Source organism: Vibrio sp. TRT 21S02 (assembly GCF_050113675.1).
In the GTDB taxonomy this organism is placed as follows: domain Bacteria; phylum Pseudomonadota; class Gammaproteobacteria; order Enterobacterales; family Vibrionaceae; genus Vibrio.
In genome coordinates, this window is the sequence record NZ_JBNJOI010000011.1 from 42,741 (window position 1) to 67,142 (window position 24,402).

The 24,402-nt window shown below is 44.9% G+C and carries 14 protein-coding genes; 10 read left to right on the plus strand and 4 right to left on the minus strand.

Annotated elements, in window-relative coordinates; translation table 11 throughout:
* The first annotated feature begins 44 nt into the window (after positions 1 to 44).
* Positions 45 to 1,127 (plus strand): efflux RND transporter periplasmic adaptor subunit, encoded by a 1,083-nt coding sequence (locus ACQEXU_RS14855; protein WP_427011415.1) that lies wholly within the window; start codon positions 45 to 47, stop codon positions 1,125 to 1,127.
* A gap of 8 nt (positions 1,128 to 1,135) precedes the next feature.
* Complete coding sequence (locus ACQEXU_RS14860) at positions 1,136 to 4,261, plus strand: efflux RND transporter permease subunit (protein ID WP_427011416.1); 3,126 nt, start codon at positions 1,136 to 1,138, stop codon at positions 4,259 to 4,261.
* A 118-nt stretch (positions 4,262 to 4,379) separates the two neighbouring features.
* Here ACQEXU_RS14860 and ACQEXU_RS14865 read toward each other — a convergent pair whose 3' ends face one another.
* The 3 genes from ACQEXU_RS14865 to ACQEXU_RS14875 all read right to left on the minus strand — a co-directional run bounded on the left by ACQEXU_RS14865 (position 4,380) and on the right by ACQEXU_RS14875 (position 10,147).
* The gene (locus ACQEXU_RS14865) at positions 4,380 to 7,766 is read right to left on the minus strand and encodes a response regulator (RefSeq protein WP_427011417.1); all 3,387 of its coding nucleotides are present in this window, start codon (positions 7,764 to 7,766) and stop codon (positions 4,380 to 4,382) included.
* Positions 7,767 to 7,959: 193 nt separating this feature from the next.
* Entirely contained in the window at positions 7,960 to 8,982 is a 1,023-nt protein-coding gene (gene rsmC / locus ACQEXU_RS14870) for a 16S rRNA (guanine(1207)-N(2))-methyltransferase RsmC (RefSeq protein ID WP_427011418.1), read from the minus strand.
* Positions 8,983 to 9,061: 79 nt separating this feature from the next.
* Positions 9,062 to 10,147, minus strand: coding sequence for an AI-2E family transporter (locus ACQEXU_RS14875; RefSeq protein ID WP_427011419.1), 1,086 nt, complete (start codon positions 10,145 to 10,147; stop codon positions 9,062 to 9,064).
* Between the two features lie 438 nt (positions 10,148 to 10,585).
* Between ACQEXU_RS14875 and ACQEXU_RS14880 the strand changes: the two genes are divergently transcribed.
* From ACQEXU_RS14880 to ACQEXU_RS14890, 3 genes are read left to right on the plus strand one after another with little or no spacing between them, the layout of a single operon-like run.
* The gene (locus ACQEXU_RS14880) at positions 10,586 to 11,848 is read left to right on the plus strand and encodes a hypothetical protein (RefSeq protein ID WP_427011420.1); all 1,263 of its coding nucleotides are present in this window, start codon (positions 10,586 to 10,588) and stop codon (positions 11,846 to 11,848) included.
* 9 nt (positions 11,849 to 11,857) lie between these two features.
* Positions 11,858 to 12,268 carry a hypothetical protein gene (locus tag ACQEXU_RS14885; RefSeq protein ID WP_367988189.1) on the plus strand — a complete coding sequence of 137 codons (411 nt, stop codon included), beginning with the start codon at positions 11,858 to 11,860 and terminating at the stop codon, positions 12,266 to 12,268.
* Positions 12,261 to 13,520 carry a diguanylate cyclase domain-containing protein gene (locus ACQEXU_RS14890; RefSeq protein ID WP_427011421.1) on the plus strand — a complete coding sequence of 420 codons (1,260 nt, stop codon included), beginning with the start codon at positions 12,261 to 12,263 and terminating at the stop codon, positions 13,518 to 13,520. Before ACQEXU_RS14885 ends, ACQEXU_RS14890 begins: the two co-directional genes overlap by 8 nt.
* Before the next feature lie 13 nt (positions 13,521 to 13,533).
* Here the strand turns inward: ACQEXU_RS14890 and barA are convergent, their stop codons facing one another.
* The gene (barA, locus tag ACQEXU_RS14895; RefSeq protein WP_427011422.1) at positions 13,534 to 16,323 is read right to left on the minus strand and encodes a two-component sensor histidine kinase BarA; all 2,790 of its coding nucleotides are present in this window, start codon (positions 16,321 to 16,323) and stop codon (positions 13,534 to 13,536) included.
* A gap of 158 nt (positions 16,324 to 16,481) precedes the next feature.
* Between barA and rlmD the strand changes: the two genes are divergently transcribed.
* The 5 genes from rlmD to eno all read left to right on the plus strand — a co-directional run bounded on the left by rlmD (position 16,482) and on the right by eno (position 24,324).
* Positions 16,482 to 17,807, plus strand: a complete 1,326-nt coding sequence (gene rlmD / locus ACQEXU_RS14900) for a 23S rRNA (uracil(1939)-C(5))-methyltransferase RlmD (RefSeq protein WP_427011423.1) — start codon at positions 16,482 to 16,484, stop codon at positions 17,805 to 17,807.
* 52 nt (positions 17,808 to 17,859) lie between these two features.
* The gene (gene relA, locus ACQEXU_RS14905; protein ID WP_367988196.1) at positions 17,860 to 20,079 is read left to right on the plus strand and encodes a GTP diphosphokinase; all 2,220 of its coding nucleotides are present in this window, start codon (positions 17,860 to 17,862) and stop codon (positions 20,077 to 20,079) included.
* Positions 20,080 to 20,290: 211 nt separating this feature from the next.
* A complete protein-coding gene (gene mazG / locus ACQEXU_RS14910) occupies positions 20,291 to 21,088 on the plus strand; it encodes a nucleoside triphosphate pyrophosphohydrolase (RefSeq protein WP_427011424.1) in 798 nt (265 codons plus the stop codon).
* A gap of 216 nt (positions 21,089 to 21,304) precedes the next feature.
* Positions 21,305 to 22,945: a CTP synthase gene (locus tag ACQEXU_RS14915; RefSeq protein WP_367988198.1), complete on the plus strand. Its 1,641-nt coding sequence runs from the start codon at positions 21,305 to 21,307 to the stop codon at positions 22,943 to 22,945.
* Positions 22,946 to 23,022: 77 nt separating this feature from the next.
* On the plus strand, positions 23,023 to 24,324 hold the full coding sequence (gene eno, locus ACQEXU_RS14920; RefSeq protein ID WP_367988199.1) for a phosphopyruvate hydratase: 1,302 nt from the start codon (positions 23,023 to 23,025) through the stop codon (positions 24,322 to 24,324).
* The last annotated feature ends 78 nt before the right edge of the window (positions 24,325 to 24,402 follow it).

Genomic DNA, 24,402 nt, shown 5'->3' on the forward strand with positions numbered 1-24,402 from the left:
GCAGTATTTCTCACGGTCTTCGTTTGTGTGTACAAAGGAATGTTATGTCTAGATTGTCTATTTTTCAGCAGTTGGCGCTGCGGCCATACCTCATCTCTATCATCCTCATTACGTTCCTATCACTCTGGTTAGGGTTTGGCTCCTTACAGGCGGAAGAAACGCCAGTTAAAGAAGCGGAACAAGAAATTCCCTTAGCTAAAGTGGCTTATCAAACTTTTGTCGCTGAGCCTACATTTAAGAAAATTGATCTCTATGGTCGGACGGCACCGGATAAGCTGGCCCGTTTAGGGGCTGAGTTTGCTGGAAAAATTCAGCAGCTAATGGTGGATAAAGGCCAGAGCGTTAAGCAAGGCCAAGTTATTGCCGTGATCGATAAAGGTGATCTACCGATGCAGCTTGAACGGGCTCAGGCGATGCTAAAAGTTCGTGAGAAAGAGTTTAAAGCCGCTCAGTCGCTGAAAAATAAAGGTTTGCAAGGAGAGGTTGCTTTTTCAACGGCGCAGGCGGCGTTGGTTGAAGCTAAAGCGATGGTTAGCAATGCGAAGCTGGCATTGCGTAATACCCAAACTAAAGCACCGTTTAATGGCATTGTGGATCACCTGTTCATCGAAACGGGAGATTTTGTTGGCGTTGGCGATCCTGTGGCGCGGTTAATTGATTTGAACAAAGTGGTGATTGAGGCGGATGTGAGTGAGCGACATATCCAGAACCTAGTACCGGCACAAGCCGCTCAAGTCAGGTTTATTGATGGAAAAACGGTGCAAGGGACCCTTCGTTATATTTCGCGAATTTCATCAGTATCAACCAATACGTTTCCTATCGAAATTGAAATCGATAACCCAGAGCAACGCATTCCTGCTGGGATCAGTGCAGAAGTTGAACTCAACTTGCAAAGCAAACTTGCAGTCAAAGTTACCCCTGCGATGCTCGCGCTGGACGAGTCGGGTAACCTTGGCGTTAAAACACTTCAAAGCGACCAAGTGCATTTTGTGCCTATTCAACTGGTGAAAGCTGAGCAAGATGGAGTGTGGTTGACTGGGCTTGGTGAGCAAGTGGATATCATTACCACCGGACAAGGCTTTGTACGTGATGGTGATAGTGTCATTGCGATTAAGCAAGCCAACTAGGAGGGCGTATGTATTCAGTCATTGATGCGGCGTTATCGCGCACTCGTACAATGGTCACGCTACTTATCTTTATTTTGATTGCTGGTATTGGTACTTACATCACCATACCTAAAGAATCGAGTCCTGATATTACGATCCCCATTATTTATGTTTCTGTAGGGCACCAAGGGATCTCTCCAATTGATGCAGAGCGGCTGCTTGTTCGACCTATTGAACAAGAACTTCGCTCAATTGAAGGTGTGAAAGAGATGAAGGCTACGGCAGCAGAGGGGCACGCTTCTGTAATGCTGGAGTTTTCGGTTGGCGTGGATCTGGACAAGGCGATGGCGGATGTGCGGGAAGCGGTTGATCTTGCCAAGCCAAGGCTGCCTGCTGATAGCGATGAACCAACAGTGAATGAGGTGACTTTAGCTTCTGAAGAGCCTGCACTGTCGGTGGTACTGTATGGTACCGTGCCGGAACGTACCATCGTGCAGATCGCACGTCAGTTACGCGATAAGTTGGAAAGCTATCGTCAAATCCTGGAAGTTGATATTGCCGGGGATCGGGAAGACATCGTCGAAATCATCGTTGATCCATTATTGATGGAAAGCTACGGGCTGGATCAAGGTGACATCTACAATTTAATTGCGTTGAATAACCGAGTTGTGGCTGCTGGGTTTGTAGATACGGGGTATGGACGTTTCTCGGTAAAAGTGCCGTCGGTGTTTGACTCTTTGAAAGACGTGCTTGAATTGCCGGTAAAGGTTGATGGCAAGCAAGTGATTACATTTGGAGATGTCGCCACGGTAAGACGAGCATTTCGAGATCCTGAGAGCTTTGCACGCTTAGATGGAAAATCAGCCGTTGTGCTTGATGTGAAAAAGCGTGCTGGTGAAAACAGTATTGAGACGGTTGAACTGATTAAGGCGGTGTTGGAGGAAGCGCAACAGCGTCCAGAATGGCCAAATAACTTGTTGATCAAATACACTTGGGATCAATCCAAAGACGTCAAGATGATGCTTAATGATCTGCAGAACAATATTCTGTCGGCCATTATTTTAGTGGTGATCGTTATTATTGCGATTCTTGGCTTGAGAACTGCGGCGTTGGTGGGTATCTCGATCCCTGGTTCTTTTCTTACGGGACTATTGGTTCTTTCGGTCTTTGGGTTAACGGTCAATATAGTGGTGCTGTTTTCGTTAATCATGGCGGTAGGAATGCTGGTGGACGGTGCCATTGTTGTCACCGAATTTGCGGACCGGCGAATGCAAGAGGGCACGCCTCGGCGCGACGCTTATCGTGATGCTGCGAAACGCATGGCTTGGCCTATTACCGCTTCTACCGCCACTACGTTAGCGGCATTTGCCCCGTTGCTATTCTGGCCCGATATCACGGGCGAGTTTATGAAATACTTGCCACTGACTTTAATCGCAACTTTATCCGCTTCACTGTTAATGGCTTTGCTATTTGTTCCGGTATTGGGTGGGCTCATTGGGCGGCCGCAAAATGTGAGTGTGACCAACCGGACTATGATGGTCGCACTGCATAATGGTGATTTCTCCCAAGCAACTGGGATCACAAAGCTTTATTACCATACGTTAGATATCGCCCTTCGCCATCCTTGGAAAATTTTGCTCAGTGCGATTTTGTTAGCCGCTGGGGTCGGAGGCACTTATTACAAAGCAGGCTTGGGGGCTGAGTTTTTCCCTGAAGTGGATCCGCCATTTTTTACTGTGAAAGTGCGCTCTTATGGTGATCTCTCTATCAATGAAAAAGATGTGATCATGCGAGAGATTGAACAAGTGATGCTTGGTCAAGATGAATTTGAAAGTGTTTATACCCGTACGGGCGGCAATGATGAAATTGGTCAAATCCAAATCACCCCAGTGGACTGGCAATATCGTCGTAAGGTGAAAGCGATCATTGAGGAGTTAAAGCAGAGCACGGATCAATTCGCTGGTGTCGAAATTGAGTACAAATTCCCGGATGCTGGGCCTCCTGTTGAACACGATCTGGTGATTGAGATGTCAACTAGGCAATTGCACGAGCAACTCGATATGGCTGCGAAGGTAGTGCGACATTGGGCAGACAATAACCCTGCGTTTGAAAACATCAGTGATAGCAGTAGTAAAGAAGGGATCGACTGGCAAATTGATATTCGCCGCGATGATGCATCTCGATTTGCCGCTGATGCAACAACGGTTGGCAATACGGTCCAGTTCGTGACTAATGGGTTGAAAATCGGTGATTATTTACCGGATGATGCAACCGAAGAAGTGGATATTTTGGTCCGTTATCCAGAGGATAAGCGTGATATTGGTCGCTTTGATGAGCTACGAGTGAAAACTGCAGCAGGGATGGTCCCCATCACGAACTTTGCCCGCATTGTACCTGAACAAAAACAAGACATGATTCAGCGTGTCGATGGCCATCGAGTCATCAATATCATGGCAGACATACAAGAAGGGTATAACTTAGCGTTGGAATTACCGCGTATTGAGCAGGCGCTATCTGAGCTCGATTTACCTGCGGGTGTTGAGTTTAAAATTCGTGGTCAAAATGAAGAGCAGGAGAACTCACAGGCCTTTTTGATGAATGCATTTGTGGTAGCACTGGTGGTGATGGCGCTGATTTTGATCACTCAATTTAATAGCTTTTATCAGTCGTTTTTGATCTTAAGTGCGGTATTGTTTTCTACGGTCGGCGTGTTTGCGGGTTTATTGATTTTCCAGAAACCATTTGGCGTCATCATGTCTGGTATCGGGGTGATTTCTCTGGCGGGTATTGTGGTGAATAACAATATTGTCTTGATTGACACCTATAACCAGCTGTGCAAAAGAGGATTAGATAAGCGTGAGGCGATCCTGCGTACTGGCGTGCAGCGTTTAAGGCCTGTTTTACTCACGACGGTAACCACGATCCTTGGCCTGCTGCCGATGGTGCTTGAAATGAACATTGATCTGATCAATCAGAAGATTGAGTTTGGCGCCCCAAGTACACAATGGTGGTCCCAGCTAGCAACTGCAGTAGCGGGTGGACTTGCATTTGCGACATTGTTGACCTTAGTGCTGACCCCATGTTTGTTGATGTTAGGACGTCAGCATCAACTCGAAGCAGAGGATGAGAAAGCCAAAGTTATCGCAGAGTCTTAAAGTGGTTTCTTGAGTTTCTGGAGCAATATTAATTTTCTTCCTAACCACTTCATATACATAATCGATAATAGAAAGCCCGCTTAAATATAGCGGGCTTTTTTGTGTGAAGTGAACCTTTTTAGCTAGTGAGAAGATGCTGAAGTTTATCCCTTAAAGACTCGATATGTGTGCGCTCAGGACCTTGCTCTTTACAGTGTTCAAGGATGTAGTCCAATGAACTTAAAACGGTTCGCCAGCGTGGCGTTTTAGGAAGTGTCTCGACCCGTAAGTATTTATCTAACGTTCGAGTTTGAAGCGTACTTCGATCAAGATACACGCGCCATAATCCGCTTTGTTCAGCAAAAGCAAATTTACTTTGCCCAGTTACGCCTTCCCAGTAATTGAGAGCGCTGGTCATTGCATCAACCAAGACTTCACGCATGATGTCGTGTTTAGACTGGCTTTCTCCGGAAACTTTATCGGCAAGGCGGGTAAATTCTCCCCCTAGCTCTTTCAGTTGTTGTAATTTCGCTTTGTCTCCTTCAAAAGCAAAACTAGACAGTGCTTCAATAGCGGTTTCCAAATTATGGATGCGCGCAACATTAACCCCACCACCAACATTAAAGATGTACATTAATTTCAGGTCTGCGCCTTCAGGTAGTCTGAGTATATCGGCAGAGACATGTTGGCGCACATCTTCAACGTATATATCGATGTTGCCGCAGTAGTGCTCTTGCTCGACATTGAGGAACTTAGGTGCAATGATTTCATCCGCTCGTGACCGTTTAAGCTGCTCAGGACTACGACGGAATAGGCGCGATGCAGCCTCGTTAACAAATCGAATCTTATTGTCGTCTCGGATACAAACAATCGCTTCAGGGGCGGACTCGAGTTGCTCTAACAGTCTGCCTTGCGTTTCAAGCAAGCTGGCTTCTACGATAGCGCGTTGTTTCAACTCGTTTTGCAGTTGTTGATTTTCGATACGTCGTAACTCTGCCTTACTGGCTGTCAGGTGAGCGGTGATACGAGCGGCGAGTTCACGCTTATTAAACGGTTTGGTGAGGTAATCATTCGCCCCTGCTTCAAAACCACGAATGCGATCATCTGGCTGGTTTAGAGCCGTGAGCATGATAACTGGCAATTGAGAGTGATCGTATTTTTCACGTAAGGTCGTACAGACCTGATAGCCGCTGAGTCCGGGCATCATGATGTCTAACAGAAGCAGCTCAGGTTTCTCTTGTTCAATGATATCGAGCGCCTCATGACCATCTTTCGCAGTACGAACGCGGTATCCTTCAAGACGCAAGAAACTGTCCAAAACTCTTAAATTGACTGGTTCATCATCTGCTACCAGCAGTAATGGGCCATCAGGATTTTCAGGTAGGCAATTCGTTTCTTGGATTTCGATATCACCAACATCGGGAGCTCGGAAGTGCGAGGCTTCACTGTGGCTTGCTTGAATGATTTGTTCTTCGCTCGCCAGAGGAAGGGTAAAGCTAAAGGTGGTTCCAACCATGGGTTGGCTGCTGACATAAAGAGAGCCGTCCATCAGTTCAATCAGTTGTCGGCTAATTGAAAGTCCAAGCCCTGCGCCTTGACGGTAACGGCTGGTATCATGACCCGCTTGGATTAATGGTTCAAAAATATGTTCGAGTTGCTCTGCTGGTATACCTTGGCCAGTATCAACCACTTGTACGCGGATCTTGTCATCAACAACGTTTGCTGAAATAACAATTTTTCCTTCGCTGGTGTATTTAATCGCGTTACCAACTAGGTTATACAGCACCTGCTCTAAGCGTTGCGGATCGGCAGAAACCCAAACGGTCTCGCTAGCAACTTGGTTGATAATACGTATAGGCTTGCTGCCAAGAAGGTGAGAAGAAAGTTCCAATACCAAGCGTGTTGCACTTGCAAGGTTAACGGCACTTGTTTGAATATCCAAGTTACCATATCGCATTTTATGGTAATCCAACAGATCATCAACGAGCGTTGCGAGACGTTGGCCACTACTGATAATAATGTCGAGTTGATACTTATGATCTGCCGTGATTGGGCCATTTGCTCCAGAGACTAAAGCTTCAGCGATCCCAACCATGCCGTGTAGGGGCGTTCTTAGCTCATGAGATGTGGTTGCAAGAAATTCGTCTTTGAGTTTGTTTGCTAATTGCAGCTCTTCATTTTGTTTCTGGATCAGCTTGAGGTTGCTTTCAAGCTCCCCATTTTGCTCTTTAATTAACTGCATTTTCTCGCGAATAGAGCGTTGCATACGCTCAAAACTGACCGCTAGGCGGCCAATTTCATCTTTGCGATCTGTGTTGATCATATCCGCTTCAAGATCACCCGCGGAGACCTTTTCCGCCGCCCAAGTGAGTTTGAGGAGTGGGGAGGTAATGAAATTCGAGAGATAATGTGAGGCGATCACAACGATAACAATGGCGACCAACATTGCGAAGATGAAGAGGGTTTCAAGCTGATGCACGCGGGCAAATGCTTCTTTTTCTGGCACCTCAACAACCAAAGCCCAATTCTCACCCTTAAAGGAAATTGGACTGTACGCTGCAATCGTATCTTCACCAACGGTATTGGTATAAGTGCCAAAGGCGGTGGAGCCTTGGAGAGCCAGATTGATCACCTCTGCACTTTTGTCGATATCCGTTTGCTCATGGGCTAATGTTCTGGAGCGATGATCACTTCCGACCAACAAGGTGCGCATTTGCGATGTTTGACTACTGTCTGCGATCAGCTTAGTGATGGCGTTATTTGGCAAACGGAACATTGCGTAACTATGTAGGTAGCCTTGTTGAATGATTGGGGCACCAAGCCAAGCAACCATTTTGCCTTGTTCTGGAGAGAAGTCTGAAATCACCACTGGCGTGTAGTCTTCATTACTTCTGCGTTTCTCTGCAACTTGATCTTTGAGCTTTTGGAAAGTTTTACCTAAGTTGGCATCTTTATATTTACCATTAAGCAGGTTAGTACCGTAGTTATCGTATTTATAAATGGAGTAGGTCACGTTGCCGTCACGGTCAACTAGCAAGATGTCGTCAAAATCAGAGCGCTTTAATAGCTCTAAATAGGCCCAATGATAACGTTTGTGCAGCAGACGGTACCGCTCTGAGGCATTGTACTCTGTTGATTGGGGCAAAATTGACGTTTTAATTTTATCGCCAGAGCCGGGAATATAACGTTTTTGTGCGTATTGACGAGCTTCTTCAATGGTAAGTCCTAAGTTTCTGAATGCATTGACTAAGCCATAAAAATGCCCACCACTTGCGGTTGCAAGCTCAGAGCGCACAAATCCCATCACCTCTGACTCTTTTGAAAATAGATAGTCAACGACTTGTTGTTTTTTGCTATCGCGAACCGAAACAAGGTGGGAGGTACTTTGTTCTTGCAGATCTTTACTGTGTGACTGCAAAAAGAACAGAGCAATGACAGTCAGTGGGGTTATGCTCAAAACTAAAAACGCCAGCATTAGAGTGTTCTGCAAACGTTTAAATCTTTGTTTTCTATACAACTTGAACATGATTCAGTCTAACTTTCCGTGAGAAACGACGTTAAAACGCGTCAAAATAAAATAGAGTAATCCTAAAGTGACAAAATTAACGAGTTTTTTTACTTTGACAAGTAAGTAGACGGTAAAGCGTGTGAAGTAGCGCAAACTTTTTGTGTGATTTGGTAAATTTGCCCAATAATCGAAGCATTATCGGGCAAGAGGTCTATTTTTGAGCGTGGTAGATAGCGAACTTGTTGGTCTTATTTAACGTCGCACAATTACCAAATGCTTGATTGATGATAGGTAGGTATTTGAGGAAGCTGTTTGCCACAATAAATAACTGTCCAGCGGCACTTTGATGTTTGGGTGCATTGGCGAGTAGTGACTCGGTGGCGCTGTAGCTGGTATCAAGCCCTGAATGAAAAGGAGGATTACTGATGATAAATTGGTAATCATCTGCACAGTCTGAATAAACGTCTGATGCAAAGACTCGGCCTGACAGACCATTAGCAGCTAAGGTTGCTTGGCTTGAAGCCACGGCAAGGGCGCTGATATCACACATCTCAAGCTCTATTGATGGATTTAACGTTGCTATCACTGCTCCGATAACGCCTGCACCACAACCAAAATCAAGCACTTTTCCATTGAGTTTTGGCAAGGTATCTAATAGGAGTTTACTGCCCACATCAAATTCACCATGGCTAAAGACGCCTGGTAAGCTATGAATGTGCAGGGTGTTGTCTTGGTATTGAACTTGGTAGTGTTTAAACCACTCTTCTAAATGAAAGGGTGCTGGCTCATTGGTGCACTGCCCCCAATAAAATGAACAGCGTCTGGCTGAGTCGTATTTATTGATAGGGCCGTACTGAGCAAACATTTTCTCGACGCTTTTTACGCCAGAACGGTTTTCACCCACGACGACGATTTCCGTATTCTGGCCTAATTTTGCCATTAGCATGGCCAATAGATATTCTGCTTCTGCTTTTGCTTTCGGCCAATAAAGCAAAACCATATCTGCTTGAGAGTCGCCATCAAACGCTGCACCGAAATGGCAATTCAACTGAGAGTAAGCACTAACTTGACGGTAGTAACCGTAATTGGTGGTGAAAATGCTGACAGACTCACAGTGTTTCGTTAGCTCAAGCGGGAAGAGATCTTCCGCTTCACCAGCGACCAACACATGTTTGCCTTCAAAATAAGCAAGTTGGCGTTCAGTAATTTGACTGGGGGCGATATAGGCAGACATAGCATGCTCAGTAAATACAAAAGAGGGAGGATTCTCTCACAATCCTCCCTTTGCTTGAAGTGCTTAGTCTATGGTGTCATCAACTGCGATCTTGTTGATCGAGAAAACCTTTGAACTCTTCTTCGTAAATATTGAATAAAACCATAGTAATGGCAAAGATCAACGGGCCGTATATTAAGCCGATTAATCCGAACAATTGAATACCACCGAGCAGTGAGAAGAAAATCATCAGCGTATTCATTCCCGCACTGCCTTGCATCAAGAGTGGACGCAATAGGTTATCGATCGAGCCTACAACTGCGATACTCCACACAGCTAAGAAGATTGCCCACGTTGTATCGCCGGTGAGTAATAGATAGATGGTCGCGGGAATCCAGATTAAAGCGGTTCCAACCACAGGAATGAAGGACGCAAATCCCATCATAGTTCCCCAGAACAGACCTGGGAAGCCTGCTAGCCACATGCCGATACCACCCGCAAGGCCTTGTGCGATGGCAGTAAGAAACGAGCCCATAACGGCTGACTTGGAGACTTGTTCAATTTCAGATAAGAGCTTGTCTTCTTGGCTGCGTGAGAGCGGTAAGATATGTCGGATCGCGCTGATGATCTTGTCGTGATCTCTCAATAAGAAGAACAAAACAAACAACATCAAGAAAAAATTCATCAGGAAGCTGGTGGCATCGCCAAGGATCTTTGCACTGATGCCAACAATATTCGAGCCAAATGAGGTGGCCAGTTGCGCCACTTTCTGTGCAATCTCTTGAGGGTCAATTTCATCAAAAGGCAGATAGGTATTCACCAAAGATAACCCTTTCACCACCCAAGGGTGTTCAAAGACGGTTTGGATACCACCATGAGTGACCCATTGGTACATATTTTGTGAGAACAGTGACCCTTGTTGAACGATGGCCGCAAAGACAAACAGTAGCGGGATGACAATAATAAAGGTCAGTACCACACAAGATAGAAATGCGACGATATTGGGATGATTAGGCAGTTTACGCTCTAGCCATTCATGTATCGGGAACATGAGCAGTGAAATAATAAACGCCATAATAATGGAGTTGACGTACGGCTCAACGAGCAGGTAACAAGCGAGAGCTGCGGCTAAAAGCGCAACAACAATAACCCAGTGACTGGATGTGATTTTGACTTTGTCTGACACGTTTTTTTCCAACTGAACAAAGATATAGCCGTATAATGGCTTTAAAATTGAGCGTTATCAATGGAGAATTATTGATATGGGATGCTGTGACAATGACAAAGGTTGTGCTTCCAAGCAAGGTGGTCGACGTAAAGTTCCTTGGTTTGGTTTACTTCTGATTGCATTCATTCTGCTTGTTGTCTTTTATTGGCAGTAATTGCTTGTTGATAAAAATGCCGCTCACTTACAGGAGCGGCATTTTTTTGATCAGTTGCATTATCTCATGTAATCACTTCCTAATCGCAAAGCCCCCCCCCCCCCCCCCACACACACACATTTAACTCTTCTATCTATGGCATGAACTTTGTGATTACAACGTGCTCTAGGTAAGAACTGCTATTCTTGATATGTAACGCAACAATAAGCGTTCTGACTAACAATCAATAAGGATAGCAATACATGCCTAAGAAATTGTGGGCACTGACTTTTGCAGTGGGACTTATGCTATTTGGTTCGTCAGCTCATGCTGTGGATTGGTCTGTCTCCGGTTTTGGTACTTTGGGTTATACCTATGAGAATGAAGCAGATTTAGGATATCGACGCGATATCACTCGAAGTGCAGATATCGAGGACAATGGCATATTCAACAATGACTCCAATGTCGGCGTTCAACTGGATCTTACCTTCGACCATCATTGGTCCATCACTTCGCAATGGCTACTGGATAACAGTATCGATTACGACTTAGATGAAATGACTGAGCTCGCGTTTGTTCGTTACGAGCCTAATGAAAACTGGGATTTTCGAGTTGGTAGAGTGGGAGTCAGTGCTTATGCTGCCGCAGATAGCCGTCATATCGACTATGCCCATTTATGGGTTAGACCGCCTCAAGAATTGTATGGTGGCATTGTATTTAACTCGCTTGATGGGGTTGGTTTTACCTACTATTCCAATAATGCCAATCTGAATTGGTCGGCAAGTGCTGAATATGGACGCATTACCCAGATGGGTGAGGTTCCAGAGCTGCAGGAAAAGTATCGAGCTAAGCTCAAAGATGTCCTCTCTCTTTCATTTGAAGTTGAGCAAGATAAGTGGCGCTGGCAATTATCCTATGCCCACGTAGGCTCTCTTTCTGTCAACAATGGTCCTTCCTTACAATCACTACAAAATCAACTTGCTCAAGTTGCCAATAGCAACATCCCGTTATTAAGTGAAGATGCCGCTTCTCTTTACGATGCTTTAGTTCTTGATGATGAAGAGGTGACGTATTTACAAGCCGCTGTCACTTATTTTGATAGTGAATGGACTGCACAATCCGAGCTGTTTCGAATTACGACTGATAAAAACTCGATACCGCAAGGCTATGGTGGATACGTTCTGTTGGGTAAGGCTTTTGAACGACTAACCCCTTATATGATGTACGGGGTATTTCACGTTGATCAAGCGCCGTATCAAAAAGCACTTGATTGGTCCTTGTTTAATCCTGCGCTAGTACCTTTACAAGAAGGGGCGATTGCAGGCATTAACTCTGTACGTATCGAACAATCAACATACAGTCTTGGTTTACGTTGGGATGTTGCATCACAGGTTGCTGTGAAAGCGCAGCTTGATTATGTCGAGATAGAACCATTTGGCTATGGGTTGTGGGCGACGCCATCATCTAGACAAGGGGGAGAGCGAGATGCTCTGGTGCTAACGTTGAACATGAACTTCATTTTTTAAGGGGGAGGTATGAAGTATTTTTATCTGCTCCTGTTGTTAGTGCCCAGCTTTGTTGCAGCAGACATCTACGTTGTAGTGAATGCAAATAGTGCCGTAGGGAAATTGGAATTGGAAGACGTAACAGACCTCTATTTAGGGAGGAAAAAAGTGCTGGGGACTTTATATGTCAATCAAGTGCTCGATCGACATGGCGAAGGGCGACAGCGTTTTTTCTACCGAGTGGCAAAGATGGAAGAAAGCCAAGTTAATGCTTATTGGGCAAAACTAAAATTTTCTGGGCGGATGCGTGCGCCGGAGAATATCCATTCAAATGAAGAGTTGCTGATTAAGTTGCAGGAAAACCCCCAAGCCATCGGTTACATGTTGGAACCGCCTTCTTTAGATTCAGGTGTAAAGGTAGTGCTAAAAATCGATGAATAGACCTTGGACAAGTTCTCTTTCTCACAAATTGCTAAAAGCCGTGACCGTTCTGGCTTGTATGTACTTGGCGATCATTTTGATGATTATGGTGCCAAGCGGTTTTGTACAAGCTGATAAAAATCATAAAGAGTTAGAACGTAAATTAGCCCTCTCTTTGTCCAATTCTGCCGCCATTGCTGTTTATGTCCAAAATGAACAAATAGCGGCCGAGGTGATGGAAGCGCTGTTAATGCATGAAGAAATTGATGCAGTTCGTATTGAAGGAGAAAGTGAAGTTCTGTTTTTTGCAGGCTTTCCTGTTGATGAAGAACCAAATTTTTGGTCGCATGCTAACCAATACAATTTGTACTCGCCTATTAATGGAGAGGTGATTGGTCATTTGAAGATACACAATGACCATCGTGTCTTAAGACAAAAAGCACTGGCAGGGGTATTTGAACGGCTCATTGCTGTTATTGTGATGTTTTTAATTACCTTGATCGGTTTAGTGTTCGTATTCAATAAGGTCGTGGGGCGACCATTGACGAAGTTGTCCAAGTCCGTCTATGAAACGACACCAGAGCAAGCGGAAATGATCCCAATAGACCGAGACAATGAAAATACAGAGCTTGGAGTGGTAGTGCACAGCATTAACACGTTTATTCAAAGCTCTCGTCAAGCGATAGAGAGAGAAAGGGAGTTACGAACTCAAATTGAACGTTGGGAGCAGCACTATCGAAACCTTGCAGAACAAGACACGCTGACCGGATTAAAAAACCGTTTAGGGTGCGAGAAATTCTTAGAGCACGCATACTCTTCCGAGCAGAGTATCGCTTTGTTTCTGATTGATTTAGATGGCTTCAAAGCCGTCAATGATCAGTTTGGTCATGCGGCGGGAGATGCGGTATTAGCAGATATTGCCAAGCGATTTTCTTGTATCATTGATGGGGTGAGTGTGCCTGGTGTCATCGGACGAATGGGTGGTGATGAATTTGTGGTGTATCTGATTTTATCTAAGGTAGAACGACCACTATTGGAGTCGGTTGCAACGGAGTTAGTTAAGGCAGCGAACTTACCTTGTCGTTATCAAGAACATAAGATAAAGGTCGGGTGCAGCTTAGGGATTACCATTCATGAGCGTGGCCTGATGGAATTAGAAAAGCTGATCCATCAGGCAGACTTAGCCATGTATTCAGTGAAACAAGCAAATAAAAACAACTTTCGTTTTTTCAGCGAAAGAATGAGTAATAAGGGAAGTGAATGCTCCCCTTAATAAAACATTCTACTTAGCTTAAATAAGGCTTAGCACTCGCTGTTACCTTTTCCATCTCATCTTGAAGCTCAAACAGTTCTGGCTCAATCTCTTCGATCGATGCGTTGGAGCGAAGCGCTTTTTCTAATGTTTCACAAACTTTCTTAAGTCTTGGCACTCCGCAATAAGAGCAACTGCCATGCAGTTTATGGATATGGTGGGTCAGCTGTTCCATATCAGGCTCATCATGTTCTAAGGCCACTTCGACGACCTGACTTACTTCGGGGATATAGTCAATCAGCATCTGTAGCATATCGCGTGCTAAGTCTTCTTTATTTGCCGACTGCTTCAATGCTGCTTGCCAATCAATGATGATATTGCTGTGCTCAACGCTGGCAATATGAGCCTGAACGATAGGATCGGGTTGTGAGACCAGATCGATTTTTTCGAACTCATTTGATGCGGTATAAGGGTTCCAGTGCATCAACACTTGTTGTAGTACGTGCTCTTCTATCGGCTTGGTGAGGTAGTCGTCCATTCCAGCTTGAAGCAGTCTGTCTCGTTCACCAGTCATTGCGTGGGCTGTGACTGCGATAACTGGAGTTTGCGCATTAAGCTCAGTCTGTTTGATTTTGCCACAAGCGGTTACTCCGTCCATGTGTGGCATCTGAATGTCCATGAGAATAATATCGAAACGCTGCACTTTAGCTTGTTCTACGGCATCGAGGCCGTTGGTGCAGGTAATCACACGCTCAACACGCTCTTGGAGCAATGCACTGATCAGTTTTAAGTTTGCTGGGTTATCGTCGACGGCCATGACGGTCAGTGGGAGCGTATCTCGTTTTTCTACTGTGCATTCAGCGTCTTCGATCTCCGGTAAAATCTCATGGTTAGCCACCAGAGTTTGCAACAGTTTGCGTCGAGAAAGAGGCTTAGTGATGCAATGAATTTGATATTTCTGGATCAGGTGATCGGATAATGCCAGCGCAGTACTTGGTGTACCAACAACCACTTGTGCGGCGCTTTCAAGCGCTTTTTCAACCCATTGTTCGACCAACTCAAATTCATTCGATTTATTTGGTGCAAGGTTGAGCAGAACATAGTCATAGCTTTCCAACTCTTCTGGCATTGAAGAGCGGTAGGTGACGTTCAATCCTTCTTGCAGTAACAATTGCTGGGTTACCGATGCAGCTTGCATGTTCGGCTCTATCAGAAGCAGTGTTCGCTGGTTGAGAATTTGTGCTTCGATTGGATCGCTGACTGGCATGATTGTCGAATGTAGGCGAAGGGTGAACCAGAAAGTGGAACCTTGGTGCAGACGGCTGGTTAGGCTGATTTCACCGCCCATTTGTCCAACGAGTTTTTGGGTAATAACCAAACCTAGTCCCGTACCACCATAACGGCGAGAAATACTGGCATCAGCTTGACTAAATGCTTGGAATAATTGGGCTTGTTGACGCTCTGATATACCAATGCCCGTATCGCGAACCATAAATTGCAGTTCCACGATGTCTTCTTTTTGTGAGCGAAGCTCGACACTGATGTCGATATTGCCTTTTTCGGTAAATTTAATGGAGTTACCGACTAAATTGGTCAGTACTTGTTGAATGCGAAGCGGATCGCCCACCAAGCCCGTTGGGATTTTGGAGTCAACTTTCAGAGTCAGTTCCAATCCTTTCTCATGAGCGCTGGTGGCTTGTAGGCTCACGACTTCTTCTAACGATTCTTGGAACTCAAACGGAATATTTTCTAAGGCCAATTTACCAGCTTCGAGTTTCGAGAAGTCGAGAATGTCATTGATGATGCTAAGCAGGTTATTAGCTGATTTTTCAATGGTTTGTAAGTAATCAGTCTGGTTGTTGGTTAATTTGGTTTTGAGCATTTGACGCGTAAAGCCAATTACCCCGTTTAATGGCGTGCGCAGCTCGTGAGACATATTGGCTAAGAATTCAGATTTCACTCGTGCTGCTTCTTGCGCACGTTTCTTAGCAATGTCGAGTTCCACGTTCTGTATCTCAAGCTGCTCTAACGTTTCACGCAGGTCAGACGTTGCTTGATCGATACTGTGCTGCATTTCTACGTGGTATTCCGATAGCGATACTGCCATGGCATTGATGCCGTTTTTGAGCGCATCGAGTTCACCATGCATCTTGCCTTCGATTCGAACATCGAGGTGACCACGACGTATGCGGTCCACCATATTTTTCATATGTGAAATCGGTCGAGTAACGTCATGCATCAGGCGAAAAGCGAAGAAGGCTGATAACCCTAAGCCGCTAAGCAGAACAAGAAAGGCGGAGAATACCTCTTGGTATTGTTGTAGTCGTAGCGAAGACAAATCCACTTCGACGGAGATGTAACCCAATGCAGCGTTATTATTTTGCCCTTGTTGATTGGTAATAATTCCAGACTCTGCCAAAACAGGGGCTTTTAATATTAGGGTATTGTCTCGCAACTGGGAGTCAATATGTAGCGGGATTGGCTGATCACTTGGAAAAGTGAGTGACTCAAAATTGGGGTGAAAGTTGGAGGTAACAAACAGTTCGTGATTGTTATCGAATACCGCAATACTGCGTATAAATTGAGAATTCTTACGATGAGCATAGCTGATAATGCGTCGAACCGACTCGCGACTGTTATTTTTCAAACCATCTTCACTGGCAATGGCAAGAGGCTCAATGATACTCAACCCAGAATTAATGACTTGCTTTTCCAAATCGTGATAGCGGTTAAATGAGAAAAAAGCACTCAATAACAAGCCGATAATCAGAGTTGGAGCTAGGGTAAGAGTAATAACGCGGGCGCGTAAGCCATATCTGGTCATTATTGTCTAAACATCACGGTATGGATATGGGAAAATAACTTCAAAAAGAAGCCGTCGAAACGATAAGCATAATCAACTCACTCGGCTCATACAATGATTCAAGCGTCAAAAGGTGACGCTTAGGCAGCAATTGATCGCAATTATTATAGGCATTTAGCATGGCGCGTTTTTTCCAACCGAAGAAGAAAACTCAACTCAATACCAAACACCAATCGATGCAGGTAGAAAAACTCGACCATCATGGTGCTGGTATCGCTTATCAAAATAAAAAGCCAGTCTTTATCGAGGGGGCTTTACCTGGAGAGCAGGTTTTGGTGCAGCTGACCGAAAGTAAAAGTAAGTTTTCTCGAGCGAAATTGATCAAAATTCAACAGAGTAGTGCTGAGCGGGTGGAGCCATTTTGTCCACATTATCATGAGTGTGGTGGTTGTGACTTACAGCATTTAGCGATCGAACAACAAAGAGAGCACAAGCAACAAACGCTAGGCCAGTTGATGCGAAAATTTGCTGGGCAATCGGCTCAGTTGGAAAATCCCATTTTTACTTGTGATAAGGGCTATCGCCGCCGAGCTCGAATCAGTGTGATGCTAGATAAGAAAAGCAAAACGCTGAAATTTGGTTTTCGTAAAAAGCAAAGCAAAGATATTGTCGATGTAACCAGTTGTCCGGTGCTCGAACCTGAATTGAACCAACTGATGCTGCCAATTTATGACGTTTTGAAGACATTTTCTCATCAGGAGCACCTTGGTCATGTTGAACTGGTTAAAGCCGACAATTCTCGTGTGATTGTGTTACGTCACTCTCGACCTCTTCAACAAAAAGATCATGATGCGTTGCTTGCTTTAGCTCAGTCAGAACAGGCTTCGTTATATTTGATGCCAAGCAACGATGAGCTCAACCGTGAGTGCGGTGAGCCACCACATTATTGTGAATCTGGAGTTACGATTCCATTTGAGCCAAATAACTTCATCCAAGTGAATCAGAGCGTTAATGAAAAAATGGTCCAGCAAGCTCTGACTTGGCTTGCGTTAGATGAGCATGATCGCGTGTTAGATTTGTTCTGTGGTTTAGGCAACTTCAGTTTACCGATGGCAAAACAAGTGCAGCAAGTTATCGGTATTGAAGGGGTGGATGCAATGGTTGAAAAAGCTAAAGCGAATGCGGTTTTCAATAATCTAACCAATGCCACGTTTTACCAAGCAAATTTGGAACAAGATATGTCTGCTCAGTCATGGGCGAAAGAAAAATTTGATAAAGTACTGCTCGATCCAGCTAGAGCTGGTGCTGATGGTATAGTAGCGCAGTTATCCGAATTGGGTACGACAAAAGTCGTTTATGTTTCTTGTAATCCTGCTACTTTAGCCAGAGATAGTCAGAGCTTGCTGGCACAGGGTTTTAAACTGACTAAACTGGGTATGTTAGACATGTTTCCGCATACCAGCCATTTAGAATCGATGGCATTATTTGAAAAACTCACGAACTAACAGAGACGTTGGTTAGTCATAATAAACAGAATAAAAACTAGGACGAAATATAATGGTTGCGGTAAGAAGCGCACACTTAAATCAAGACGAACAGTTTGAACTGGAAAAGTGGATTGCCAGTTTGAACCAAGAACCTAAGACAGCAAATCGGCTAACTGAGGTTTATCGTCAGTGCGAAACCATTCTTAAAGATCACGAACAAGCGCAATTACTGTTATGGCGTGGTCGGGAAATGATTGAAATCCTGATCACTCTGTCAATGGATAAAGCCACTTTAGTGGCAGCGCAGCTTTTCCCATTAGTGTCTGCCGGGGCATTTGAGCGTGAAGCGCTTGAAGAAGCTTACAGTAAAGAAATCATTAAGTTGATCGATGGCGTTGACGAGATGGCCGCAATTGGTCAGCTGAATGTCACTCTTGAAGGTGGTGCTGCCTCTTCTCAGGTTGATAACGTTCGCCGCATGTTGCTTGCGATGGTGGATGATTTTCGCTGCGTTGTTATTAAGCTTGCAGAGCGAATCAGTAACCTGATTGAAGTGAAAAAAGCGCCGGATGAAATTCGCCGGGCGGCGGCAAAAGAGTGTGCCAATATTTATGCGCCACTAGCAAACCGCCTTGGTATTGGTCAGCTTAAATGGGAAATTGAAGATTACGCGTTCCGTTATCAACAACCCGAAACTTACAAACAGATCGCAAAGCAGCTATCTGAACGCCGTATCGTCCGTGAACAGTACATCAAAGATTTTGTTGATGATCTAACTCAAGAGATGACGGTGTGTGGCATTAATGCAGAAGTCAGTGGCCGTCCAAAGCACATCTACAGTATCTGGCGCAAAATGCAAAAGAAGAGTCTGGCTTTTGATGAATTATTTGACGTACGAGCTGTGCGTATCATCGCCGACAAACTTCAAGATTGCTACGCCGCACTTGGTGTAGTTCATACCAAATACAAACACCTGCCAAGCGAGTTTGACGATTACGTCGCCAATCCAAAACCAAACGGCTACCAATCTATCCATACAGTGATTCTTGGGCCTGAAGGCAAAACCATCGAGATCCAGATTCGCACCAAAGATATGCATGAAGACTCGGAGCTGGGCGTTGCTGCACACTGGAAATATAAAGAAGGTGCAAGCAGTCGCAGCGGTTACGATGAGAAGATCACGTGGCTACGTAAACTACTCGATTGGCAAGAAGAGATGTCCGACTCTGGAGAGATGTTGGATGAGCTGCGTAGTCAAGTATTCGATGATCGCGTGTATGCCTTTACCCCTCGTGGCGACGTCGTTGATTTGCCAATGGGGGCGACCCCTCTTGATTTCGCTTATCATATCCACTCAGAAGTCGGTCATCGTTGTATTGGGGCCAAGGTTGCAGGACGTATCGTCCCGTTTACGCACAAGCTGCAAATGGGTGATCAGGTTGAAATCATCACTCAGAAAGAGCCGAATCCATCTCGTGACTGGCTGAATCCATCACTGGGTTTTGTTCATTCAGGACGTGCACGAGCAAAAATCAATGCATGGTTCCGTAAGCAAAGCCGTGAGAAGAACCTTGAAGCAGGCCGTGAGATCCTAGAACAAGAGCTGGTGAAAATCGGGGCGACGTTAAAAGATGCGGAACAGTACGCACTGAAACGCTTTAACGTTAATAGCGCCGATGAATTGTATGTTGGTATTGGTAGTGGTGACTTGCGCATCAACCAGATCATCAACCACATCAATGCCTTGGTAAATAAACCGACGGCGGAAGAAGAAGATCAGCAAGCGCTAGAAAAACTGCAAGAAGCAGAAAACAGAGCGCCAGCGCAAAGTCGTCCGAAGAAAGATGCGGTCGTGGTAGAAGGGGTCGATAACCTCATGACGCACCTAGCGCGTTGCTGCCAACCGATCCCGGGTGATGAAATCAGTGGTTACATCACTCAAGGACGAGGAATTTCTGTTCACCGTAGCGATTGCGAACAGCTTGAAGAGCTACGCCTTCATGCACCAGAGCGGATCATTGATACGGTTTGGGGCAGTGGTTTCGTCGGCTCGTACATTTTGACTGTACGTATCGAGGCGATGGAGCGAGGGGGCTTAGTGAAAGACATTACGACGCTATTTGCCAATGAAAAAATCAAAGTCACCAGTATGAAGAGTCGCGTTGACTACCGTAGTCAAATGTCGATCATGGATTTTGATTTGGAAGTGACCAACCTCGAAGTGTTCTCTCGTGTGTCAAAGCGTGTTGAGCAGATCAAGGATGTGATGAGCGTTAAGCGCCTCGGCTAATTTTTACGTCGTATTTGGCTCTCTAACTGCGTTAACTGCACTATACTCGCTCCATCACATAGGCAAGCTATGCTCAGGAGCCTCGTAAGTTTGTTGTCTTGTTAGAAGAACCAACTACTTTGTTAAAAACGGTCAGAGAATAAATTAAAGGTGAGTGGTTATGCTGCTCACCTTTTTTCTTTAAATAGAAGGTTTAAAGGAACATAAGATTATGAGTCATCCAATTGAACAGTTAGAACAAATCATGGCGAAGCTGCGAGATCCAGAAAGCGGCTGCCCTTGGGACCAAAAGCAGACGTTTGACACCATTGTTCCGCATACTATTGAGGAAACCTATGAAGTGGTGGATGCCATCCAAAACAGGGACTGGCCAAACTTAAAAGAAGAGCTTGGTGATTTGCTATTTCAGGTGATCTTCTATAGTCAGCTGGCGAAAGAACAAGGGCTGTTTGATTTTTCTGAAGTTGTTGAAACAGTTAATGAAAAGCTGACTCGACGCCATCCCCATGTATTTTCAGATACCAAGTTTGAGAATGAAGAGCAAATAACGGCGAATTGGGAAAAAGAAAAGGAAAAAGAGAAAGCTCAAGCAGGAAAAGAACAGCAAAGTATTCTAGACTCAATACCAAATTCTCTTCCGGCGCTTTCACGTGCTACAAAAATTCAGAAACAATGCGCCAAATTTGGTTTTGATTGGGATTCTATCGGACCCGTTGTTGCGAAGGTTCAGGAAGAGATAGAAGAAGTAATGGATGAAGCTCTACAAGTTGAACTTGATGAAGAACGAGTGGAATCGGAAGTCGGGGATTTATTGTTTGCGACGGTTAATTTGTCTCGTCACTTAGGGAAAGATCCGGAAGTTGCGTTGAGTAAGGCAAACCTAAAATTCTCACGTCGGTTTAAGCAAGTTGAGTCTATCGTTGCTGAGCAACAAAAGCAGCTGACAGATTATAACTTATCAGAACTGGACGCGATGTGGGATGAAGTAAAGAGGCAAGAAAAGCGGTAAGTGGTAAAGGATAACTGGTGTGAATGAGTTTGAGACAGTATTGACTCAAACCGTTTTTTCGAATGGAACAATGCTTTAACGCAGTTTGATTTGAAGCAAAAAATAAAAAATTGCAGTGTGATAGATTTCACGTTGTGGCGGTTAGGTGCTTCTGGTATATTCACATCCCGTCCAGAAGAAATCTATTTCCCTCATTCAACCAATTTCAGGTTAAACATGACGACAAATTACATTTTTGTTACTGGCGGGGTTGTATCCTCTCTAGGTAAAGGTATTGCAGCAGCATCTCTTGCAGCTATTCTAGAAGCTCGTGGTCTTAAAGTGACCATGATGAAGCTTGACCCTTACATCAACGTTGATCCAGGCACAATGAGCCCAACTCAACACGGTGAAGTGTTCGTTACGGAAGATGGCGCAGAGACTGACCTTGACCTTGGTCACTACGAGCGTTTCATTCGCACCAAGATGACTAAGCGTAACAACTTCACTGCAGGTCGTGTTTATGCAGACGTTCTACGTAAAGAGCGTCGTGGCGATTACCTAGGCGCAACCATTCAGGTTATCCCTCACATCACCAACGCTATCAAAGATCGCGTAATTGCAGGTTCTGAAGGCCATGATGTCGCTATCGTTGAAGTCGGTGGTACGGTAGGTGATATCGAATCTCTACCATTTATGGAAGCGATTCGTCAGCTTGCAGTAGAACTAGGTCGTGAACGCGCAATGTTCATGCACCTAACGCTAGTTCCTTACCTAGCCGCAGCAGGTGAAGTGAAAACTAAGCCAACTCAGCACTCTGTTAAAGAGCTGCTATCTATCGGTATCCAACCAGATATTCTTGTTTGCCGCTCTGATCGTATGATCCCAGCGAACGAGCGTAAGAAAATTGCGCTATTCTGTAACGTTCCTGAGAAAGCGGTAATCTCAATGAAGGATGTAGATTCAATCTACAAGATCCCTCAACTTGTTAAGTCTCAAGGTCTAGATGACCTAGTTTGTGCTCGCTTTGGTATCAATGCACCAGAAGCTGATCTGTCTGAATGGGAACAGGTTATCTACGAAGAAGCGAACCCAACTGGCGAAGTAACTATCGGTATGGTCGGTAAATACATCGAACTACCAGATGCTTACAAGTCAGTAAACGAAGCACTTAAACATGCAGGCTTGAAAAACCGTCTAAACGTCACAATTAAATACGTAGACTCTCAAGATGTTGAGACGAAAGGCGTAGAAGTACTTGAAGGTCTGGACGCAATCCTAGTACCTGGCGGCTTCGGTGACCGTGGTATCGAAGGTAAGATTCGCGCTGCACAATACGCTCGTGAAAACAAAGTACCTTATCTAGGTATCTGTCTAGGCATGCAAGTAGCACTGATCGAATACGCGCGTAACGTAGCGGGTATGGAAGGTGCACATTCAACAGAATTTAACAAAGAGACTAAGTACCCTGTGGTAGGTTTGATCACGGAATGGGTAGACGGCGAAGGTAAAGTTGAAGAACGTACTGAAACGTCTGACCTAGGTGGTACGATGCGTCTTGGTTCACAGCTATGTCACCTAGAGAAAGGTACTAAAGCTCGTGAACTATACGGTAGCGCGACAGTTCATGAACGTCACCGTCACCGTTACGAAGTAAACAATGTACTTCGTCCGAAAATTGAAAAAGCAGGTCTGAAAGTATCAGGTTTATCTGCAGATAAGAAACTAGTGGAAATGATTGAGAACCCAGCTCACCCATGGTTTGTAGCGGCTCAGTTCCACCCAGAATTCACCTCGACGCCTCGCGATGGTCACCCACTATTCGCAGGTTTCGTTAAAGCAGCGGGTCAAAATGCTCGCGGCGAATTCGAGAAGTAAAAGGATACGGGCAGCGGCGAAGGTTGTGCTGCTGCCCTTTAAAATTGACATTTATATTTGAACGAGAGGAAACATTAATGTCTAAGATCGTTAAAGTTCTAGGTCGTGAAATCATCGACTCACGTGGTAACCCAACTGTAGAAGCTGAAGTACACCTAGAAGGCGGTTTCGTAGGTATGGCGGCAGCTCCATCTGGCGCATCTACTGGTTCTCGCGAAGCTCTTGAGCTACGTGACGGTGACAAAGCACGTTTCCTAGGTAAAGGTGTTCTTAAAGCTGTTGAAGCTGTAAACGGCGCAATCGCTGAAGCTCTAGTTGGTAAAGACGCTAAAGACCAAGCTGCAATCGACGCAGTAATGATTGACCTAGACGGTACTGAAAACAAATCTAACTTTGGTGCGAACGCTATCCTAGCTGTTTCTCTAGCAAACGCTAAAGCTGCAGCAGCAGCTAAAGGCATGCCTCTATACGAGCACATTGCTGAGCTAAACGGTACAGCTGGTCAGTTCTCTATGCCTCTACCAATGATGAACATCATCAACGGTGGTGAGCACGCAGACAACAACGTTGACATCCAAGAGTTCATGATCCAACCAGTTGGTGCTAAGACTCTTAAAGAAGGTCTACGTATCGGTGCAGAAGTATTCCACAACCTAGCTAAAGTTCTTAAGTCTAAAGGCTACAGCACTGCAGTTGGTGACGAAGGTGGTTTCGCTCCTAACCTTAAATCTAACGCTGAAGCTCTAGAAGTTATCGCAGAAGCTGTTGCAGCTGCTGGTTACGAACTAGGTAAAGACGTTACTCTAGCTATGGACTGTGCAGCATCTGAGTTCTTCGACAAAGAAGCTGGCATCTACAACATGAAAGGCGAAGGTAAAACTTTCTCTTCTGAAGAGTTCAACCACTACCTAGCTGAGCTAGCTAACCAATTCCCAATCGTTTCTATCGAAGACGGTCTAGACGAGTCTGATTGGGATGGCTTCAAGCACCAAACTGAACTACTAGGTGACAAGCTTCAACTAGTAGGTGACGATCTATTCGTTACTAACACTAAGATCCTTGCTGAAGGTATCGAGAAAGGCGTAGCTAACTCTATCCTTATCAAGTTCAACCAAATCGGTTCTCTAACTGAGACTCTAGCTGCAATCAAGATGGCTAAAGACGCAGGTTACACAGCTGTAATCTCTCACCGTTCTGGCGAAACTGAAGATGCAACTATCGCTGATCTAGCGGTAGGTACAGCTGCAGGTCAAATCAAGACTGGTTCTATGAGCCGTTCTGACCGTGTTGCTAAGTACAACCAACTTATCCGTATCGAGGAAGCTCTAGGTGAGCGCGCTCCTTTCAACGGTCTTAAAGAAGTTAAAGGTCAAGCTTAATTCTTAACTGAATGAGTTTAGCTATATAGCTTTCTGAAAACGCCCCACTTTGGTGGGGCGTTTTTTTATGCCTAAAGA

Coding starts and splice junctions, on each gene's coding strand:
- rsmC (WP_427011418.1), bottom strand. CDS start 8,982: ATGTCTGCCTATATCGCCCCCAGTCAAATTACTGAACGCCAACTTGCT.
- rlmD (WP_427011423.1), top strand. CDS start 16,482: ATGGCGCGTTTTTTCCAACCGAAGAAGAAAACTCAACTCAATACCAAA.
- mazG (WP_427011424.1), top strand. CDS start 20,291: ATGAGTCATCCAATTGAACAGTTAGAACAAATCATGGCGAAGCTGCGA.
- ACQEXU_RS14860 (WP_427011416.1), top strand. CDS start 1,136: ATGTATTCAGTCATTGATGCGGCGTTATCGCGCACTCGTACAATGGTC.
- eno (WP_367988199.1), top strand. CDS start 23,023: ATGTCTAAGATCGTTAAAGTTCTAGGTCGTGAAATCATCGACTCACGT.
- ACQEXU_RS14890 (WP_427011421.1), top strand. CDS start 12,261: ATGAATAGACCTTGGACAAGTTCTCTTTCTCACAAATTGCTAAAAGCC.
- ACQEXU_RS14880 (WP_427011420.1), top strand. CDS start 10,586: ATGCCTAAGAAATTGTGGGCACTGACTTTTGCAGTGGGACTTATGCTA.
- ACQEXU_RS14915 (WP_367988198.1), top strand. CDS start 21,305: ATGACGACAAATTACATTTTTGTTACTGGCGGGGTTGTATCCTCTCTA.
- barA (WP_427011422.1), bottom strand. CDS start 16,323: ATGACCAGATATGGCTTACGCGCCCGCGTTATTACTCTTACCCTAGCT.
- ACQEXU_RS14865 (WP_427011417.1), bottom strand. CDS start 7,766: ATGTTCAAGTTGTATAGAAAACAAAGATTTAAACGTTTGCAGAACACT.
- ACQEXU_RS14885 (WP_367988189.1), top strand. CDS start 11,858: ATGAAGTATTTTTATCTGCTCCTGTTGTTAGTGCCCAGCTTTGTTGCA.
- ACQEXU_RS14855 (WP_427011415.1), top strand. CDS start 45: ATGTCTAGATTGTCTATTTTTCAGCAGTTGGCGCTGCGGCCATACCTC.
- relA (WP_367988196.1), top strand. CDS start 17,860: ATGGTTGCGGTAAGAAGCGCACACTTAAATCAAGACGAACAGTTTGAA.